Annotated in this window: 16 protein-coding genes; 7 read left to right on the top strand and 9 right to left on the bottom strand. The window is 68.5% G+C overall.

Annotated elements, in window-relative coordinates:
- Positions 1 to 5 precede the first annotated feature (5 nt).
- Genes QTI68_RS29485 through QTI68_RS29460 form a run of 6 tightly spaced genes read right to left on the bottom strand, consistent with a single transcriptional unit; the run spans position 6 to position 8,600 of the window.
- Positions 6 to 992: a tripartite tricarboxylate transporter substrate binding protein gene (locus QTI68_RS29485; RefSeq protein ID WP_286526731.1), complete on the bottom strand. Its 987-nt coding sequence runs from the start codon at positions 990 to 992 to the stop codon at positions 6 to 8.
- A gap of 16 nt (positions 993 to 1,008) precedes the next feature.
- Entirely contained in the window at positions 1,009 to 2,829 is a 1,821-nt protein-coding gene (locus QTI68_RS29480) for an acyclic terpene utilization AtuA family protein (protein ID WP_286526730.1), read from the bottom strand.
- Positions 2,826 to 4,919 (bottom strand): acetyl/propionyl/methylcrotonyl-CoA carboxylase subunit alpha, encoded by a 2,094-nt coding sequence (locus tag QTI68_RS29475; RefSeq protein WP_286526729.1) that lies wholly within the window; start codon positions 4,917 to 4,919, stop codon positions 2,826 to 2,828. The genes QTI68_RS29480 and QTI68_RS29475 overlap by 4 nt, the downstream gene beginning before the upstream one ends.
- A gap of 12 nt (positions 4,920 to 4,931) precedes the next feature.
- Positions 4,932 to 5,783 (bottom strand): enoyl-CoA hydratase/isomerase family protein, encoded by an 852-nt coding sequence (locus tag QTI68_RS29470; protein ID WP_286526727.1) that lies wholly within the window; start codon positions 5,781 to 5,783, stop codon positions 4,932 to 4,934.
- Between the two features lie 16 nt (positions 5,784 to 5,799).
- Positions 5,800 to 6,966: an acyl-CoA dehydrogenase family protein gene (locus QTI68_RS29465; protein WP_286526726.1), complete on the bottom strand. Its 1,167-nt coding sequence runs from the start codon at positions 6,964 to 6,966 to the stop codon at positions 5,800 to 5,802.
- A 14-nt stretch (positions 6,967 to 6,980) separates the two neighbouring features.
- On the bottom strand, positions 6,981 to 8,600 hold the full coding sequence (locus QTI68_RS29460) for an acyl-CoA carboxylase subunit beta (protein WP_286526725.1): 1,620 nt from the start codon (positions 8,598 to 8,600) through the stop codon (positions 6,981 to 6,983).
- Positions 8,601 to 8,938: 338 nt separating this feature from the next.
- Between QTI68_RS29460 and QTI68_RS29455 the strand changes: the two genes are divergently transcribed.
- Positions 8,939 to 10,339 carry a DUF1254 domain-containing protein gene (locus QTI68_RS29455; protein ID WP_286526724.1) on the top strand — a complete coding sequence of 467 codons (1,401 nt, stop codon included), beginning with the start codon at positions 8,939 to 8,941 and terminating at the stop codon, positions 10,337 to 10,339.
- Positions 10,340 to 10,369: 30 nt separating this feature from the next.
- Here QTI68_RS29455 and QTI68_RS29450 read toward each other — a convergent pair whose 3' ends face one another.
- Complete coding sequence (locus tag QTI68_RS29450; RefSeq protein ID WP_286526723.1) at positions 10,370 to 11,263, bottom strand: LysR substrate-binding domain-containing protein; 894 nt, start codon at positions 11,261 to 11,263, stop codon at positions 10,370 to 10,372.
- A gap of 93 nt (positions 11,264 to 11,356) precedes the next feature.
- Here QTI68_RS29450 and QTI68_RS29445 point away from each other — a divergent pair, with 93 nt between their 5' ends.
- Both QTI68_RS29445 and QTI68_RS29440 read left to right on the top strand, forming a co-directional pair.
- The gene (locus tag QTI68_RS29445) at positions 11,357 to 12,697 is read left to right on the top strand and encodes a M20/M25/M40 family metallo-hydrolase (RefSeq protein ID WP_286526722.1); all 1,341 of its coding nucleotides are present in this window, start codon (positions 11,357 to 11,359) and stop codon (positions 12,695 to 12,697) included.
- 93 nt (positions 12,698 to 12,790) lie between these two features.
- Complete coding sequence (locus tag QTI68_RS29440) at positions 12,791 to 13,558, top strand: IclR family transcriptional regulator (protein WP_286526721.1); 768 nt, start codon at positions 12,791 to 12,793, stop codon at positions 13,556 to 13,558.
- Here the strand turns inward: QTI68_RS29440 and QTI68_RS29435 are convergent.
- Positions 13,555 to 13,863, bottom strand: coding sequence for a hypothetical protein (locus QTI68_RS29435; RefSeq protein ID WP_286526720.1), 309 nt, complete (start codon positions 13,861 to 13,863; stop codon positions 13,555 to 13,557). The two genes, QTI68_RS29440 and QTI68_RS29435, sit on opposite strands and share 4 nt — an antisense overlap.
- Positions 13,864 to 14,894: 1,031 nt before the next feature.
- Positions 14,895 to 15,290, bottom strand: a complete 396-nt coding sequence (locus QTI68_RS29430; RefSeq protein WP_286526719.1) for a hypothetical protein — start codon at positions 15,288 to 15,290, stop codon at positions 14,895 to 14,897.
- A gap of 642 nt (positions 15,291 to 15,932) precedes the next feature.
- Here QTI68_RS29430 and QTI68_RS29425 point away from each other — a divergent pair.
- From QTI68_RS29425 to QTI68_RS29410, 4 genes are all read left to right on the top strand, one after another.
- Positions 15,933 to 16,739, top strand: coding sequence for a DUF6502 family protein (locus QTI68_RS29425; RefSeq protein WP_286526717.1), 807 nt, complete (start codon positions 15,933 to 15,935; stop codon positions 16,737 to 16,739).
- Positions 16,736 to 18,082 carry a DUF5666 domain-containing protein gene (locus QTI68_RS29420; protein ID WP_286526716.1) on the top strand — a complete coding sequence of 449 codons (1,347 nt, stop codon included), beginning with the start codon at positions 16,736 to 16,738 and terminating at the stop codon, positions 18,080 to 18,082. Before QTI68_RS29425 ends, QTI68_RS29420 begins: the two co-directional genes overlap by 4 nt.
- Positions 18,083 to 18,236: 154 nt before the next feature.
- Complete coding sequence (locus QTI68_RS29415; protein WP_286526715.1) at positions 18,237 to 19,040, top strand: DUF2092 domain-containing protein; 804 nt, start codon at positions 18,237 to 18,239, stop codon at positions 19,038 to 19,040.
- 20 nt (positions 19,041 to 19,060) lie between these two features.
- Positions 19,061 to 19,516, top strand: a complete 456-nt coding sequence (locus QTI68_RS29410; protein ID WP_286526714.1) for a hypothetical protein — start codon at positions 19,061 to 19,063, stop codon at positions 19,514 to 19,516.
- Positions 19,517 to 19,654: the final 138 nt, after the last annotated feature.

Raw genomic sequence — 19,654 nt, 5'->3', positions numbered from 1 at the left:
CGTTCTCACTCCAGCCGGATATCGGCCTTCTTCACCACCTCGGCCCAGCGCGTGGCCTCGCTGCGGATGAAGGCGTCGAACTGCTCCGGTGTCCCTCCGACCGGGTCGATGCCGTAGTCGATCAGCTTGTCGCGGATCTCGGGCAGCTGCAACACCTGCTGCAACTCGGCCGACAGCTTGTGGACGATCTCGTTGGGCGTCTTGGCAGGTGCCAGGAGGCCGATCCAGCTGCCGCCGGTCATGCCCGGGTAGCCGGCTTCGGCCATCGTCGGAACGTCGGGGGCCGCCGGCCAGCGCTTGGCGCTGGTCATCGCCAGGCCGCGCAGCTTGCCCGCCTTGATGTGCGGCATCATGGTCTGCACCGAGTCGAAGATGACCGAGACCTGGCCCGCGAACAGGTCGGGCAGGGCCGGCGCGATGCCCTTGTAAGGCACGTGGGTCATCGGCACGCCGGCGGTCTGGGCGAACTGCTCGGCCACCAGGTGCGCGCCCGAGCCGGCACCGCTGGAGGCGAAGGTGGCGCGCTGCGGGTTGGCCTTGGCCCAGGCCACGAAGCCCTTGAGGTCGGTCGGCGGCAATTGCGCGCTGGACACCATCAGCAGCGGGATGGCGCCGAACTCGCTCACGCCGCGCAGGTCCTGCAGCGGCGAGTAGCTCATCTTGGGATAGAGACTGGGGTTGATCGCGTGCGCCGCCACCACCACCAGCAGCGTGTAGCCGTCGGGCGCCGCCCGCGCCACCGCGGCCGAGCCGATCTGGCCGTTGGCGCCGCCCTGGTTGTCGACCACCACCGTGGCCTTCAGGCGATCGGCCAGCTTCTGCATCACCAGCCGGGTCACCGCGTCGGAGACGCCGCCGGGCGTGTAGGGCACCACCACCCGGATCGGCTTGGAGGGATAGGCCTCTTGTGCCGATGCGCTGGCGCCGCCACCTGCGATCGCGAACAGTGCCAGGGTGGCCGCCAGTGCCTTGCGGCGAACAATCGATGTCATCGTCTCTCTCCTTGGGTTATGGGTGGGAAGCGTGGTCCGGCGCCGGGCCGGTCACCAGCCCTTCGTCGATCCAGCGCCGCGGAATCCGGACCGGGTGGTCGAGCAGCATCTGGGCGAGGGACTTGCCGAGCGGGTCCGAGCGCAGGCTGGCGACGCCGCCGCCGCCCAGCGCCCGCTGCAGCACGAAGTTCAGCGCGTGCAGGCCGGGGACCTCGAAGCGCTCGACCTCGCCGTCGACCAGGTGCGCGAAGTACGCGCGCAGCTGCGCCGGCCCTAGCTGTGCCCGCAGCAGCGGCAGGAATTCGGGGCGGCGCGCGATCACGCCGATGTTCTCGTCGTCGCCCTTGTCGCCGCTGCGGGCCCAGGCCAGCGCCACCAGCGGCACGCTCACGGCGTCGTCTCCGGGCTGGATCCGCGTGGCGTCGACGTCCAGCGGCAACGGTGCGGTGGCAGGGCCCTGCGCCGGCGCTGCGACGGCTTCGCTCGTGTCGCCGAGCGCGACCCGCAGCGCGAGCTTCGCCTTCGGCACCAGGAACGAAAAGACCTTGATGACCGGCTGCACGTCGGCGCGGCCCGCGAACGAAGAGCGCGTGCCCGGTCCCATCGAAGTCCCGGCCGAGGCGCACTCGCGCTGCAGGAAGGCCAGGCCTTGGGGGTCGGCATGGCGCGCCGCGATCCGGAGCACCACTTCGCGGGTCGGCAGGCTGCGGGCGTGGGCGCCGTAGAGTGCCTCGCAGCCGAGCAGCTCGACCCGGGTCTCGGTGTAGTCGGCCAGCCCGCGGCCGCGCAGCTGGGCCCGGGTGCGTTCGAGCAGGGCGTCGGCGGTCTTGCGTGCCTTGGCGGGCGCATCGATGCCACGGATCGCCATCAGCAGCTGCAGCTGCCAGCCGTCGCGCCAGGTACCGTTGGCCTTGTAGCTCGCGGTCGGAGGCCGGCCGCGGGCGCCGCTCACGCGCACCCGGCCGGGCGCCTCGGCCTCGACCCGCACCTGGCGGAAGTCGCAGCTGACGTCGGGCATCAGGTAGTGGGCCGGGTCGCCCACTTCGTAGAGCACCTGTTCGGCGACCGCCCCGGGGTGGATCAGGCCGCCCGTGCCTTCGGGCTTGGACAGCACGAAGCTGCCGTCGGCGGCGCAGTCGATCACCGGATAGCCCATGTTCGCCCAGTCGGGCACCTGCGCCCAGTCGGTGAAGAGGCCGCCGGTGGCCTGGGCGCCGCATTCGATCACGTGGCCCGCCAAGGTGCCGGCGGCGATGCGGTCCCAGTCGTCCCAGCGCCAGGCGAACTCGTGCGCCAGCGCGCCGACCACCACCGCGCTGTCGACGCAGCGGCCGGTGATCACGATGTCGGCACCCAGCGCCAGGGCCTGCGCGATGCCGCGGGCGCCCACGTAAGCGTTGGCCGAGTAGAGGCCGGCCGGCGGTGCCTCGCCGGTGTGCAGGTCGCGCAGGCCCTGGGCGCGCAGCGCTTCGAACTGCGGCATCAGGTCGTCGCCCGTGACCACGGCGATGCGGGGCGCCAGCCCCTGCTGCCGCGCGACCGCCGACAGCGCGTCGCGGCAGGCTTCGGGGTTCAGCCCACCGGCGTTGGCGATGACGCGCACGCCGCGGGCGCAGATCGCGCCCAGGTTCGGCGCCATGGCGGCGTGCACGAAGTCGGTGGCGTAGCCCAGTGCCGGGTCCTTGGCGCGCGCCCGCGCCAGGATCGACATCGTGGTTTCGGCCAGGTAGTCGTAGACCAGGTACTGCAGGCCCGGGACCTGCAACAGCTGCGGGGTGGCGATGGCGGAATCGCCCCAGAAGCCGCTGGCGCCGCCGATGCGCACCGCTTTCGTCATGCCCGGGCCTCGATGCGCAGCAGCAGCGCCCCCTTGGCCGACTGGCCGCCGGCCTGCACGCAGACTTCGGCCACCACGCCGGCCAGCGGGGCGGTCAGCTGGTGCTCCATCTTCATGGCTTCGAGCACCACCAGCCGCTGGCCGGCCGCGACCGCGTCGCCGACGCGCACCGCGACTTCGACGATGCGGCCGGTCAGCGGCGCGGTGATGGCGCCGGTGCCGCCTTCGGCGACGCGGCTCTTGCGCTCGCTGGTGCGCTCGAAGCTCCAGGCGCGGCCGGCGTGGAACAGGTGCAGCGCGTCGTCCTGGGCCGCGACCACCGCGCTCTCGACCATGCCGTCGCATTCGGCGCTGAAGGCGCTGCGGCCGCCGTCGTGCCAGCGCGCATCGCGCAGCACGAGACGCTCCGGTGCCGCATCGCGGCCCTGCACCTCGGCCACCCAGTGCGTGCCCTGGCCGGCCAGGTGCACGTCCCAGCGGAGGCTGCCCTGGGCCAGCGCGATCCGCGCCGGCTGCTGGCCCAGCGCGTGGGTCGCGATCGACAGCGAGCCCGCCGCGCCGGGCATCGCCTCGGCCAGCGCCGCAAAGGCCGCCAGCGCCACGGTCCGCGAGGTCGGCACTGCGCGTTCGGCCAGGGCGGCGCCGAAGCGCTGCGGCACGAAGCCGGTGTTGACCTGCAGGCCGTCGGCGAACACCGGATCGGCCAGGCAATCGGCCAGGAAGCCCTGGTTGCTCGGCAGGCCGAGCAGCACGCAGTGCTCGGTGGCCCGCAGCAGCTTGCGCAGTGCTTCCTCGCGCGTGGCGCCGTGCGCCACCAGCTTGGCGACCATCGAGTCGTAGTGCGGCGACACGGCCCCGCCCTCGGCCAGCGCATGGTCGACCCGCACGTCGTGGCCGTCGGCCGGCGGCCGCCAGCGCAGCACCGGGCCGGTCTGCGGCAGGAAGCCCGCGGGCACGTCTTCGGCCGTGAGCCGGACCTCGATCGCATGGCCGTCGAGCCGCACCTCCGACTGCTGGATCGCCAGCGGCTCGCCGGCCGCGATGCGCAACTGCCATTCGACCAGATCGAGGCCCGTGATCGCCTCGGTCACCGCATGCTCCACCTGCAGGCGGGTGTTCATCTCCATGAAATAGAACTGTGGCCCCCACGCTCCACCGCTGCGCGGGTCGCTGCCCCCCGAGGGGGCTGTGCCGCCTTGGGGCGGCCCGGCGTCGGCACGGCCTCCGCTGTCGAGCAGGAATTCCATCGTGCCGGCACCGATGTAGCCGATCGCCCGGGCGCTCTTGACCGCAGCTTCGCCCATGCGTGCGCGCAGGGCGGCGTCGACGGCGGGCGAGGGCGCTTCCTCGATCACCTTCTGGTGGCGCCGCTGCACCGAGCAGTCGCGCTCGCCGAGATGGATCACATGGCCGAGGCTGTCGGCCAGGACCTGGATCTCGACGTGGCGCGGCGCGACCACCGCGCGCTCGAGGATCAGTTCGCCGGAGCCGAAGGCTACCTCGGCCTCGGAGCGCGCCGAGGCCAGGGCCTGCGGCAGCGCGGCGGCGTCCTCGACCAGCCGCATGCCGCGCCCGCCGCCGCCGGCCGCGGCCTTCACCATCACCGGGAAGCCGATGTCCGCGGCCGCGTGCACGAAGGCAGCGTCGCGCTGGTCCTCGCCTTGGTAGCCGGGAATGCAGGGCATCTCGGCGGCCATCACGAGCCGCTTGGCCTGCGCCTTGTTGCCCATCGCGCGGATCGCCGCGCCCGAAGGGCCGATGAAGACCAGTCCGGCGGCATCGACCGCGTCCGCGAAGTCCTCGTTCTCGGCCAGGAAGCCGTAGCCGGGATGCACCGCGTCGGCGCCCGTGCGGCGCGCCGCTTCGAGGATGGCGGGAATGTTCAGGTACGAATCGCGCGGCGCCGCGCCGCCGATCAGCACGGCGCGGTCGGCGGCGTGCACGTGCGGACTCGAACGGTCGGCTTCGGAGTACACGGCGACGCTGCCGTAGCCCATGCGGCGCACGGTGCGAAGGATGCGGATGGCGATCTCGCCGCGGTTGGCGACGAGCACGGTGTGGAAGGGGCGGATCTGTTTGCGCGTGGTCATGGAAGTGGTTCCTCAGGCGGCGACGGAGGCCGGCACGGCCTGCGCTTCGCGAATCTCGGCGGCGCTGAATTCGCGGTGCCATGCGGCGGCGCGCTTCTCGCGGAAGGCCGCGATGCCCTCGGCGCCTTCGCTGCGCATGCAGCCGGCGAACTGGCGGGCCGCGTCGTCGAGCAGCGATTCGTCGCTGTCGCGGCCGCAGCGCTGCAGCAGCGGCTTGAGCACGCGGTTGGCCAGCGGGGCGCAGGCGCCGACCCGGCCGAGCCACTGTGCCAGCAGTTCATCGAGCGCCGCGCCATCGGCTGCGAGTTCGTCGACGAGGCCGAGGCGCAAGGCCGTGTCGCCGCTCGCGCGTTCGCCGCTGAGCCCGAGCCGGCGCGCGATGCGATGGCCCAGGCGCGCCACCACGAAAGGCGCGATCTGCGCCGGGATGATGCCGAGCGAGGTCTCGCTCAGCGCGAAGCGCGCAGCGCGCGTCGCCAGCACGATGTCGGCAGCGCAGGCGAGGCCCATGCCGCCGCCCATCGCCGCGCCTTCGACCGCCGCGATCACCGGCACCGGCAGCGCGGCCAGGCGCTGCATGAAGCGGCCGAACTCGCGGTTGCGCGCGGCCACGGGGTCCTCGCCGCCGGCGGTGTCGGCGTCGAGCCGCGACTGGAAGCTGCCGACATTGCCGCCGGCGCAAAAGAAGCCCTGGCTGCCGCGCAGCACCAGGGCCCGCACGGCCGTGTCGGACTCGGCGAGGCCGATTACTTCGGCGAGTTCGGCCACCACCTCGGGCGAGAGGGCGTTGCGCGTCTTCGGCTGGTGCAAGGTCGCGAACAGCACGTCGTGCCGGCGGCGGAGCAGGAGGTGCCTGTAGTCCATGGTCGGGGCCATCGCTTCAGGCGTTCATGTTCATGAGGCCCATCTGGCGGGCGATGACCATCAGCATCACTTCATCCGCGCCGCCGCCGATCGAGCCGAGCCGGTAGTCGCGGTAGGCTCGCGACACCGGGTTGTCCCAGGTGTAGCCCATGCCGCCCTGGAACTGCATGCACCAGTCGGCGATCTCGCGCGACAGCCGCCCGGCCTTGAGCTTGGCCATCGAGGCCAGCTCGACCACGTCGCCGCCCTCGATGTAGGTCTGGGTCGCGACGTAGACCAGGGCGCGCAGGGCTTCGAGCTCGGTCTTGAGTTCGGCCAGCTTGTACTGGATGAACTGGTTGTCCAGCAGCGGCCGGCCGAAGGCCTGGCGTTGGCGCAAGTAGTCGGCGGTCTCCTGGATCCAGGCCATGGCCGACAGGCGCCGCGCGGCGCCGTCGAGCCGCTCTTCCTGGAACTGCTTCATCTGGTAGATGAAGCCCATGCCTTCTTCGCCGATGCGATGGCGCACCGGCACGCGCACCTCGTCGAAGAAGATCTGCGCCGTGTCGGAACTCCACATGCCGAACTTCCTGATCTTCTGCACCTCGATGCCGCGCGTGCGTTTCCCGTCCTGCATGAGCGGCACGATGATCAGCGACTTGTTCTTGTGCGCCGAGCCGCCTTCGGAGGTGTTGCACAAGAGGCAGATCCAGTCGGCCTGGGTGCCGTTGGTGATCCACATCTTCGAGCCGCTGATCACGTAGTCGTCGCCGTCGCGCCGGGCCCGGGTCTTGAGCGAGGCGACGTCCGAGCCGGCACCTTGTTCGGACACGCCGATGGCGGCCACCATCTCGCCGGCGATCGCGGGCGCCAGGAACTCGCGCTTGAGATCGTCGGAACCGAAGGCCGCCAGCGCTGGCGTCGCCATGTTCGACTGCACGCCGATGGCCATCGCCACGCCCTGGGCGCGCGCGTAGCCCATCGCCTCGGCGGCCGCCAGTGCATAGGAGAAGTCGAGACCCAGGCCGCCATAGGCCTCGGGCTTGGTGATGCCGAGAAAGCCGAGGCCGCCCATCTTCCGGAACAGGTCGTGCGCCGGGAAGATCTCGGCGGCTTCCCATTCGTCGACGAAGGGGTCGATCTCGGAGGCGATGAAGCGGCGGATGCTCTGCATCAGCGCGTGGTGTTCGGATGTGTAAAGCATGGGAGTCCTCGGGGCTAGAAGCGCGCGACGCCGAACTGCATCGGGCGGGTGGTGCGTTGCTCGGCATCGCGCGCGGTCGCGAGCACGAAGGCCAGCACGTCGCGCGTGCGGCGCGGGTCGATCACGCCATCGTCGAGCAAATGGCCGCTGGTGTGGAAGGCGCTCGCCTGGCGCTCGAAGTTGGCGACGATCTCGGCCTTCTGCGCCGCGAGCTTCGCGTCGTCCACGGTCGCGCCTTTTCGTTCGGCCTGCTGGCGCGCCACGATCTCCAGCGTGGTCGCGGCCTGCTCGCCGCCCATCACGGCGGTGCGTGCGTTGGGCCATGAGAAGCAGAAGCGCGGATGGAAGGCGCGGCCGCACATGCCGTAGTTGCCGGCGCCGAACGAGGCGCCGCAATAGATCGTGACCTGCGGCACCTGCGAATTGGCCAGCGCCTGGATCATCTTGCTGCCGTGCTTGATCATCCCGGCCTCTTCGGAGGCGCGGCCGACGATGAAGCCGGTGGTGTTCTGCAGGTAGACGATCGGCGTGCCCGACTGGTTGCACAGCTGGATGAACTGCGCCGCCTTGGTCGCGCCGGCGGGGTCGATCGGGCCGTTGTTGGTGACGAAGCCGACGTTGTGGCCTTCGATGCGGCCATTGCCGCAAATGGTGGCCGGCCCGTAGTCGGGCTTGAAGTCCATCCAGCACGAATCGTCGACGACGCGCGCGATCACCTCGCGCATGTCGATGGGCTTCCGGTGTTCCAGCACCATCGCGCCCGCGAGTTCCTCGGGATCGAGTCGCGGCGGCTGGAAGGCGGCCCCCGCATCGTCGGCGGCGCGCCGCCAGCCGAGGTTGGCGACGATGTCGCGCGCGACCGCGATGGCGTGCGCGTCGTCCTCGGCCACGTATTCGGCGAGGCCGCTGACGCTGGCGTGCATGTCGGTGCCGCCGAGTTCTTCATCGGTCGCGATCTCGCCCGTGGCGGCCTTGAGCAGCGGTGGGCCGGCGAGGAAGGCCTTGGCCCGGCCGCGCACCATCACGACGTAGTCCGACAGGCCTGGCATGTAGGCTCCGCCGGCGGTCGACGAGCCGTGCACCACCGTCACGATCGGCAGACCGGCCGCCGAGAGGCGTGCGAGGTTGTAGAACATGCCGCCGCCGCGGATGAATTTCTCGACCCGGTACTTGCGCAGGTTGGCACCGGCCGATTCGACCAGGTGGACGAAGGGAAGCTTGTTCTCGAGCGCGAGCTCCTGGCAGCGCATGAGCTTCTGGTTGCCCGACTCGGTCAGCGCGCCGGCGTCGATGCCGGAATCGGTCACCACCACCATGCAGCGCACGCCGCTCACGAAGCCGATGCCGGTGATTTGCGAGCCGCCCGGCACGCAGGAGGCCGGATCGGGGTCGTCCATGCCGTAGCCCGCGAGATTGGCGATCGGGAGAAAGGGCGCCCCGGGGTCGAGCAGTCGGCTCATGCGCTCGCGCGGCAGCAGCGCGCCGCGCTTCTCGAAGCTGGCCGTGGCGCGCGCGGAGGCATCGGCGGCGCGCTGCTCCAGCGCGCGCAGCTCGTCGATCAATGCGAGCATGCCGGCGCGCTGCGCCTGGAAGGCCTCGGACGCCGGATGAAGGCGGGATTGGAACGGAGTCATGGGTGGGGACTTTCGCAATGAAGTTGCGACGGGACAATCTGCATCTGGTGAAAGGGGTCTTTGGCGGCTGGGGCTTCTGCAGGGGCGAACGCATTGCAGACGAGTCCCTGCGGGTTCGCAATGACAAAGTGCCCAGGTGTTCACAATGTGCACAAATGGGCACTGCGTTGCGGGATTACCCTTGATGGCCGGGCAGCCGGTCGCCAGCGAATCGTGACTGTCGCTGATGGGCCCTGGAACCGGATGCGCAACCTGACCAGTACTGGAAGAAGATGTGGGACGGTCTGATCAGCTGGCGCAAGATGATCTAGCATCACATCAGATTCAAAGGTTCTCGCATGAAAAAGATCCTCACCCTCGGCTTGGTGCTCGGCGCCGCCGCCATGACCGCGCACGCACAGACCCTTTCCGCAGACGCGTTGCGGCGCCGAACGGTCGAGCGTCGGGCTGTCGAAGCCGTGATCTGGGGCATGCCCGCCGTCAACTATGAGCGCATGCTGGACGCGGCGAGCGCCAATGGAGCGAAGCTGAACCAAGTCGTCTATTGGTCGCATCCGGTGAACTGGAAGAACCAGACGCTCACCCCCAATCCGGACACGATCTACCTCAATCCTTTCTATGACACGTCGAAGGGTCCGGTGGTGGTGGAGATCCCGCCGGCCGACGAGGACCATGTGATCGTGGGCAGCTTCGACGTCTCGTGGCAGAACGCGCTCGCGGATGTCGGCCCGGCCGGCGAGGACAAGGGCAAGGGTGCGAAATACCTCATCCTGCCACCGGGGTACACCGAGAAAGCACCGGACGGCTACATCGTGCTGCAGTCGGAGACCTACCGGGGCTTTGTCATCTTGCGCTCGAACTTCAAGAGCCGCAGCGACGCCGACATTCAGTCCGCCGTCGATCACGGCAAGCGGGTAAAGGTCTATCCGCTGGGCGCCAATCCCGATTCGACGGTCTTCGTGGACGTCTACGACAAGCCCTTCGACGCGACCATTCCCTACGACGCGACATTCTTCGAATTGCTCAACCGGTTTGTGCAGGCCGAACCATGGCTCACGCGCGACAAGGTGATGATCGATTCGCTCAAGACGCTCGGTATCGAAAAGGGCAAGCCCTACAACCCTGACGCCAAGACGAAGGCGCTCTTCGGCAAGGCGGCGCGGGAGGCGCGCCAAGTCATTGGCCTGAAGTATGAGAATGGTTTCGTGCCGCCGTTCTACGATGGGACGCGGTGGTCGGTGCCCGTGCCGCCGGAGACCCGAGACGGACTGGGCAACAAGTTCGCCGAACCCAACGAGTACGGCCTCGACGGCCGCGCAGTGATGTACCACATGGCGTACTTCAGCCCGAAGGTCTTGGGAGGCGCCCAGTTCTATCTCATGAATACCAGCGATAGCGCCGGCAAGCCGCTGGAGGGCGGAAAGACCTACCGGCTGAAGGTGCCGGCGAATGCGCCCATCGAGCAATACTGGTCGGTGACAGCCTACGACCGCGAGACGCATGCGTTGATCGTCGGGATGTCTCGTCCGAGCCTCGCATCGAACGCCACGGCGGTGCAGAAAAACGCCGACGGCTCGACGGACGTGTACTTCGGCCCGAAGGCGCCTGTCGGAAAGACGTCCAACTGGGTGCCGACCGATTCCAAACGGCGGTTCGAACTCTTGTTCCGCCTCTACGGTCCGAAGAAGGAACTGTTCGACAAGACGTGGACGTTGACCGACGTCGAGGCAGTGAAATGATCACATTCCGTCGATTGTTGGCGCCGGCCTTTAATGCCTCGATTCCGAACGAAGCCATTGAATGAAGGCCAGTGCGGCTGATTGGCCCATCGCTTGTTGAGTCGAGAAGACCGAGTAGCTCTGGGTGTCCTTCTGGACGTGCGGATGGGCCTGCATCAAGACGCCTTCAGCAATGTCACGTTGGGCGAAGTAGCAGGGCACAAGTCCAAACCCCAGTCCTGATCGCACCGCTTCCAGCAGCGACGAAAACATGTCGAAACGGTGTCCGGCCAGCGGGTTGGATGGAATGCGCTTGAGCCTGGCATCTGCAAACCAGTGCTGCCAGGCCTGCGGTCGATTGGTCAGGTGGAGCAGGGGAATCTGGCGGAAGTCGCCGACCTTTGCGCGCTGTGCAAGCGGAGCGTCCGGACTGCATATCGCCATGCATGACTCGCTCATCAACGATTCGCGATTCGTGCCCGGCCACACGGCGTCGCTGTAGTGGAGCGCGATGTCGAAAGGCGGTTCGTAGGCGTAGAGCTTGTTCGGAAACTCACGTACTGCGATGGTGACGTGAGGTTGCTGCGCAACGAAGTCGGGCAGTCGGGGCACCAGCCATCGTTCCGCCAATACCGGCACCGCGCCGACGACGAGTGACGTTTCACCCGGTCGCAGGGACATCAGTTCCAGCGTGTGCGCCTGGAGCCGCAGCAGATCGTCGTCCACTCGCTCGCGATAGAGCCGGCCGGCATCGGTCAGCGTGACCCCTCGAGCCGAGCGATCGAACAGCTTCAGGCCAAGCTGGCTTTCGAGCTTCTGAAGCTGTTGGCTGACGGCGCTGTGGGTGAGGGCCAGGTCGTCGGCGGCCTGGCTCAGGCTTTGTCGACGAGCCACGGCGCTGAAGACTTGCAGCGCTCGAGTCGAGGGAAGAAACCGCTGGTGCATGGCTGTAAGAAAAACTGTTGGACTGCCAGAATAATGCCAAGCGAGCTTCCTTGGTTCGAACCAGAATCCGAACCTTTGCAAGGAACGCGTCACATGTCCCAACATCGCTTCGGCCGGTGGAATGTCAGCCTCGCCGTCGCCACGAGCGCCATCCTTTTCGGTCTTCATGGGGCCCATGCCCAGGCGCAAGTCGCAACGCCGTCGATCGATCCGGCAGTGAATCAAGGCATCGCTCGGGTCTTGGCGGCGCCGGTGATGCAGCGCGTCTTGCAAGCAGTCAAGGATGACCACGAGCGCAGCTTGTCGGACTTGAAGATGCTGACGGAGATTCCTGCGCCGCCGTTCAAGGAAACGGCGCGTGCAGAGGCATTCCTGGCACGGGCCAAGGCATTGGGGCTCGACGCGCGTATCGATGCGGAAGGCAACGTGATTGCTGTTCGCAAGGGCGTTGGCCGAGGCCCGAAGCTGCTGGTTTCGGCGCATCTCGACACCGTGTTCCCCGAAGGCACCGATGTCAGGGTGAAGGTGCGGGATGGCAAGTGGTTCGCTCCCGGAATATCCGACGATACGCGGGGATTGGCGGTGCTGCTGTCGTGGGCCAAGGTGCTGAATGACCTCGGCGTCCAGACGGTCGGAGACTTGATGATCGTGGCCAACGTGGGCGAAGAGGAACTTGGCGACCTTCGAGGAATCAAGGCGGTGTTCCGCGACCACACCGACATCGACGGCATGGTGGGGATGGAACCGGACCCCAGCGGATCCATCACGACGGGCGGTGTTGGCAGCCATCGCTACGAGGTGATCTTCAAGGGGCCCGGCGGCCACAGCTATGTCACCTTCGGGCAACCGAGCGCGATTCACGCGATGGCCCGGGCCGTCGCGAAGATCGCTGACGTTCGGACGCCGTCCGATCCCAAGACCACGTTCACGGTCGGGACCGTCGGCGGCGGGACTGCCGTGAACGCCATTGCGGCAGAGGCACGCATTGCCATCGACATCCGGTCGGCCGACATGAAATCATTGCTGGACACCGAACGACAGATTCTTGCCGCCGTTGCTGCCGGTGTGGCCGAGGAGAACCAGCGTTGGGACAGCAAGGCGATGACGTTCACCACACGCCTGATCGGTGATCGCCCGGGTGGCAACACGCAGTCGAATTCGCCGATCGTGCAGGCGGCAATCAGTGCCACGACGGCTCTCGGCCGGCCGATACCCAAGCTGGTGCCGAACAGCAGCGACGCCAATGTGCCGATGTCGCTTGGCATTCCCGCCGTCATCGTGTCCAACGGCGGGGAGTCGGGCGGTTGGCACACGACGGGTGAGTGGTGGGACCCCGCGAGCGGCTGGAAAGACGCCCAGATCGGCTTGACGACAGTGCTGGCGCTGGTGGGGATCAACGGCGTGAGCGAGCCGCTGCTTCGCCCCCGCAAATGACCTCGTCGAGCGCCTCCCTTGTTCGAGTCGCCCCGGTTGCACCCCGTTGTGCACAATGTGCACACCCGAACTCTGCGCCACGCGACTGCCTCGATGACTGCTGCGACCGAATCCTCTTCCCGCGCGGCCCCGGTGGTGCGCGGCGCGCAAAGCATCGACCGGGCGATGCAGCTGCTGCAGTGCATCGCCGCGCAGCACGCGCAGGGCATCGCGCTGCCCGAACTGGTGGAGGCCGTGCGGCTCGACCGGACCACCACCTACCGCATCGTGTCTTCGCTGGTGCGGGCCGGGCTGGTCGGCCGCGATGCCGCCAGCGGCTTGTACCGGCTCGGCATCGAGGCCATGGCGCTCGGGCTGGCCGCGATGCAGCGCGCGCCGCTGGTCGAGCGCTGCCTGCCGGCCATGAAGGCGCTGGCGCGCCGCTCGGACGAGCATGTGTTCCTGGTCGTTCGGTCTGGTGACTACAGCCATTGCCTGCACCTGGAGCAGGGCGCGCATCCGATCCGGAGCTTCTTCGAGACGGTGGGCAGCATGCGCCTGCTGGGGCTGGGCATCCCGAGCTTCTCGCTGCTGGCGACGATGAGCGACGCCGAGATCGCCGCGCACTATGCGCGGCACCAGGCGGAATACCAGGCCCACCACATGAGTGCGGCCAAGCTGCAGCGCTGGATCCGCCAGGCCCGCGAACTGGGCCATGCGCAGATCGTCGCCAAGGGCATCGCGGGTGTCGGCATGCGTTTCGCGATGGGTTCGTGCGGCGATGCGGCGCTCGGCATCGTGGTGCCGGCGTCGCGCTTGCCGCGCTCGCGCGCGGCGGTGCTGGCTGCGATGCTGCGGGGGGAGGTCGGAAGGCTGGGCTAGCGCTGTTGCGCGCCTGGGGGGCTATCGCCCGGGCCCGCCGCCACCAGGGCCGCCACCGCCCCCGGGACCACCGCCACCGCCCGGGCCGCCGCCGCCGCCGGGACCACCACCACCGCCAGGGCCGCCACCGCCAGGACCACCACCACCGCCAGGACCACCACCACCGCCGGGACCACCACCACCGCCGGGGCCGCCGCCACCGCCGGGACCACCACCACCGCCGGGGCCGCCGCCACCGCCAGGACCACCACCACCCCCAGGGCCGCCACCGCCCCCGGAGCCCCCGCCTGATCCGCCCCCGCCACCGCCCCCGCCGGGACCGGGACCTCCAGCTCCGCCGGCTGCCCCCGCGCTTGAACTTGCACCGGCCGCGCCTGCGCCGCCTCCCACGCTGGCCGAGGATGCCACGCTGGACCCTGCAGAAGCAGAGCTGGTGCTTCCACCAGGATCAGCGCTCGAAATGGCCGCCATTGCACCGCCGCCAACACCGGTCACCGACACGTGTCGAGCGACGGGTCCAGCCGCCACTGCGCCCAGGCAGACGCGTTCTCCAAACGGGTTGTAGCGATCGCATGGCGGGTTGCTCGGCACGACGAGGACGGCGGCTCTGCCCGGATCCGTCCTCGAGCGCTTGACCTGCAGCGCCTCGACGTCATTCGGCTTGAGCTTCGAAGCCTGGACAGCCGCGGGTACGCTCACCCCTCGGCGGCCCGTCTCGACGACGACCGCGGTCGTCACTGTGTCGTGGCTTCGTTTCGGCGTGGCTGCCACGGCCTGGCCTCGTCGGCGCGGTGCCGTCCGCTGCGAAGGTGCGGGGACCTGCGGTTCGGGACTTGTTTCCAGACCGGATCGGTCTTGCTGCGCCGGAACCACCAGGGGCGGCGGCAGGTCGGGCGGCGAGAAGGTCACCAGGGTTGTCTGCGCCGCCGCTGGAGACTGAACCGATACCGGGGGCGGATCGAGAATGCGTTGCGTCCGGACCGGAGAGCGACTCGCGTACCAATAGACGAAGGCGCCTGCAAACAGCGGCAGCGCGAGCACCAGGAGCACCAGCGAGATATCGATTCCAGCCGGCAGTCCGAACTTGCCGCGACGATGCGCCTTCGCTCCTTCGGTCGGTGCGCGAGGCGGCCCGTCCTTTGGCCTCGCCAAAGGCATGGCTTGCGCGGCATGCGCGTCGGGCAGTGTGTGGACAAAGGCAGCCGCATCGAAGCGCACGCCTGAGAACTTGCCCGCACAACCGCGGCAATACCTGGCCCTGTCCCGATTGGGCGCGTGGCAGGCCTCGCAGTATTTGGTCATTGTTTCTTTCCACGCCGGGCGAGCGGCGGCCGAGCTACGGCACAGGAATGAGACTGGTGACGAGGACAAGTGAATTGATCACGATGAAGAACGCCACGAAGTCCAGCGCCGACGCGCGTCGCGGCACGGCGAGCCCATCCCATTGCGGTGCCGCCATGGTCCCCAGTCCCTTGGCGACATAGAAGCCCGCCAGCTTGTGGGAGCAGCATTTGCAATAGCGCGCCGAACCGAGGTTGATCGTGTTGCAGGCATCGCATACCTCGGCCGAACTGGCACTGATCCGCAGCCTCACCAGATCGATCAGGCTGCCGAAGGCGGTGCAGGACGGCGCCGGGGCGGTCCAGTCGGACGTTTCGACGGCCATCATCGGAAGTCCCCCGGGCGCCCGAGTCCCGCAGCTCGCATGGACGAACTTGCCGAGCTGCAGCATGGCTGGACCTTGGCCCGCCGGAAGGCTCGCCTGAGCCTTTCCTCGGCGACGGCAATCCTGGCGAAAAGACGCAACTCGACGTCGGTCGGCCCGGGCCCCCGGCCCTCAACCTGGCTGCGAAACGCGGCGACGATGCGAAGGTGGATCGCCTGTCTTGCCTGCACGGCGGCATTCCACGCCCTGCGGGCGCTCATCTCGCCGGGTCGCAACGAATCTCGCGCAGCTGCTCCTCGGCGACGGATCGATACCAAGGCCCGGCTGGGTTTCCGACTGGCCGGCTTTCCGCCGTGTGTGCTGGTTGACATGGGGCTCTCCATTTGGATGGGAAGTTTTCACATTTAAGCGCTCTTGTCCTATAGTGGTTGCAACGGATTTGTAAGACACAGGCTTGTCACTGTGTCCCAGTGGTAACCGGGCGTTAACAGCCCGACAAAGGTCGTGCATGAAGTGCTCCCCAATCCGACGCGCCGCTGCAGACAGCTCGGCTCGGCCCCGCCGTAGCGCGGGCAACTAGGCTCCATGGCCGTTCATCCCGCTGGATCGAAGAACGCCAGGCACCCGCGCGGCCGACCGTCCCTTCGGGAAGGGATCGCCGAGAACAGGCAGGGCCAACTGGCTTGGGTACTCGGGGCTTGGGCGCGCGTGCTTCGACCGCTGGTGCGGCTGGCCCTGGCCTTCGGCGTCAAGCATTCGCATCTGGAAGCGCTGCTGCGCGACATCATGGTCGATGAAGCGCGCCGCACATGGCTCGAGCAGGGCGTCGAACCCAACATCAGCCAGATCTCGGTGACGACGGGATTGAATCGCAAGGCCGTCACGGTCAAGGTGCGGGAGGAGGGCGCCGAAGACCTGCCGAGATCCGAACTGTCCGCCGAAGCGAAGACGATCACGCTGTGGCTGCAGATGCTGGCAGACGACCCCAAGCTTCGACGACTGCCGATCGTGGCCGAAGGGAGCGGGCCTTCGTTCGAGGCGCTGGCCCGCCGCGCCAGTCGAGGCAACGTGCACCATCGCACCATCCTCGACGAACTGGTGCGGCTCAACATGGTCAGCGAAGGCGACGGCCGCGTGGCACTGGACGCGGCCGGCTTCGTGCCGGCCGGCGACCTGAAAGAGATGCTTGCGTTTCTGGGCGACAACACGCGCGATCACCTGTCGGCCGCGGTCTCCAACACCCTCGGCGCCAAGTCGCCGCTGCTCGAGCGGTCGGTGTTCGCCGGTGGAATCTCGCTCGAGGACTGCGAGCGCATCCACCAGTTCGTGCGGGAGCGGTGGGGTGGGCTGCATCACGACCTGACGCAGGAAATGACGCGCGCCTACGAAGCCGCCGACAAGAGCGCGACGGGGCGGATCCGGGTCGGCATCTACACCTACTACGAAGACACCGCAGCCGAAACCACCGCACCCGTGCCGGCCGCAACCTCCAGATCAGCAGGGAAAAAAGCATGAAGAACCAAGCGCTTCGCATCGGGATCCTGGCGTTTCTTGTCGCCTCGCTCCTTTCCTGTGGCGGCGGTGGTGGCGGCGGCGGCGGGGCTGCGTTCGGCAATGCCGCGGGCGGCGCGTCGCTCGCGAGTGCCGGCGGCAGTCCTGCGCTGATGGCGGACGCCACACCGAGCGGCAACGGCAACGGCCTGGGTGGCATCGCGGCCGACGATGGCAGCAGTTCGACGACCACCGCGGCCTCTGGCGGCGACGATGGATCGGGCGTCGGCTCGGGAGGCACGGGCGTGAGCACCGCCGACGCCACGGGCATCGGTGCGGTCGACGGCGCGGGCAGCATCATCGTCAACGGGCTTCGCTACGAGACCGGGTCCGCGGTCGGGCACATCGAGGACGCCGCGGGGCTGCAGTTGGGGATGAGCGCGAAGGTCACGGGGCCGGTCAACGCCGACTTCACGAGCGGCATCGCCCGCCGCGTGGACTCGGCGGCAGACATTCGCGGCCCGCTGCTGTCGGTCGACCTGGCCCAGGGCCGCTTCGTCGTCCTCGGCACCACGGTGACCACCGACGAGGCCACCGTGTGGGCCGACGCCACCGGTCTCGCAGCGCTGCCGCCCGGCCAGACGCTGCAGATCTGGGGGCTGCCTGCGGCGCCGGGCGTGCTGCGGGCGACCCGGGTCGAGCAGCGAGACCCCGCTGGGTTCATTCTCACGGGCACGGTGCAGAACCTCGACGCGATCGCGCGAAGCTTCACGCTCGGCGGCCTCGCCGTCGACTACGGCAGTGCCGTGTTGTCCGGCAGCCTGGACGGTCGGCCGCTGTCCAATGGGACCATCGTGCGCGTGCGGGCCGACAGCGCGTCGCCGGGCAGGCTCGTCGCCACCCTGGTGCAGTGGTGGTACCCGGTGCCGATGGCAGAGGGCACCACGGTGCAAGTCGCCGGCGTCATCACGGACTTCGCGGGCACGGGCGCCCTGCGCGTGCTGGGCCTCCAGGTCGACGCGTCGTCGGCCCGGATCACGGGCGGGCCTTCGGGAGCGGTCGGCAATGGCGTCAAGGTGGAGGTCGGCGGCAAGCTGTCTGGCGGCGTCCTCAAGGCGACCCAGCTGAAGATCCGCCACATACCCGGTACCGGAGGGCCAGCTTCGTTCGACCTGATCGGAACCGTCGGCGCCTTCCGTTCGGCCGCCGACTTCAAGGTCAGAGGGCAGCCCGTGAATGCCGGTGGCCCGGGCGTCTTGATCACGAACGGCACGGCAGCCAATCTGGGCAACGGCGTCAAGGTGCACGTGCATGGCGAACAGGTCGTGAACGGCGTGCTGACGGCGACCAGCGTCAACTTCGAATGACGCCTGCGACCTGACAGGTCCATTTCCCGCAAATCAAAATGCGAACCATGGGGATCTCGCTCCGGCGCACCCCTCCCTAAAGGGCAATAGACAGCGGGCGCGAGGCCGCAGACAGTGGCGGGGAAGCCATGAGCGCCACCGCTGGAGAGCCCGCATGAACGTCAACCTGAGACGAATCACCCAACCGCTTGCCTGCGCGCTGCTCGCGGCCTCCGCATCGCTGTGGGCGCCCGGCCTTTCACTGGCGCAAGAGAAGGCCGTGCCCGCGGCCGCACCCGCGAAGGACATCAAGGACCAGAGGGCGCTCACGCTCCTCAAGGCCATGAGCGACACGCTGGCCGGCGCGAAGACGCTCGGCTTCAAGGTGCGCGGCATCGTGCCGACGCACTCGCCGACCGGTCAGTTCGTGAGCCTCCATGCATCATCGCGCGTGGTGATGCAGCGGCCCGACAAGTTGTTCGTGTCGGCGCGCGGCGACCTGTTCCCGAGCGACGCCTTCTACGACGGCAAGACCGTGACCGTGGTCGGAGCAGACGGCAAGTTCTATGCGCAGCGCGATGCGGCGGGCGGCTTCCTCGAGGCGCTCATGAACGGCGTGCAGCCGGGGTCCGACGCCACGGCGCCCTTCCTGGATCTTCTGGTGGCGGACCCGTATGCGTTCCTGACCAAGGATTTCACCAGCGCGCTCTGGGTCGGCCAGACGACTGTCGGCGGCGTCAAGACCGATCACCTGGCATTCACCGCGCCGGGCCTCGACTGGGAAGTGTGGATCGGCACCATGGACAAGCTGCCGCGCCTGATGGTCGTGTCGTACCGGACGGGCGAGCGTCAGCCGACGTTCACCGTGGAGTTGTCCGACTGGAAGCTCGACGCAGCGGTTCCGGCGCAGACCTTCAAGGCGCGCATCCCGAAGGGCGCGGTGAAGCTCGAGTTCAAGCAGATGGGCCAGGACAAGTGATCACGCAGAGGAGCAGCGCGATGAAGCCAATCAAGTCACTCTTTTTCGGCATCGCGGTGGTGGCGGGCGTTTTCGTTCCGCTGTCGGATGCCAACGCGTGGATTGCTGCAGCGGGAGGCTGGCGGGGGGGCGCCGTCGCGGTCGGCGGCTATCACCCCTATCACCCGTATTACCGACCGGCCGGCTGCTACGGCTGCGGCGCGGCCGTGGGCGCCGTCGCGGGCATGGCGGTGGGTGCCGCCATCGCAGATTCATACCGACCCGCCGTGGTCGTCCAGCAGCCCGCAGTGGTGGTGCCGCCGCCCGTCTATGTCACCCAGAGCAACTTGCCGCTCGGCACGCAGGTGGCGGCATTGCCTGGTGGGGCGCGCAGCATGGTGGTGAACGGCGTCAACTTCTATCAGTTCGGATCGACTTGGTACAAGCCGTACTTCGGATCGAGCGGCGTGTATTACGAGGTCGTTCCGGCGCCGTAGTCGGGTCGGTTCTGGCGGGGGGCGGGAGTTCGGGTTCGGGAGTTCGGGGCGCGTGCCGAGGGCACCGGGTGGCCCCCTCCGCTCATGTCCCCCGGCCTGCGGCCTCCTCCTTTACTTCGCTGCGGGGGCCACCCGGTG

Origin of the sequence: Variovorax sp. J31P207 (assembly GCF_030316965.1) — a bacterium.
In the GTDB taxonomy this organism is placed as follows: domain Bacteria; phylum Pseudomonadota; class Gammaproteobacteria; order Burkholderiales; family Burkholderiaceae_C; genus Variovorax; species Variovorax ginsengisoli_B.
This window is presented reverse-complemented; position numbering and strand designations above follow the sequence as displayed.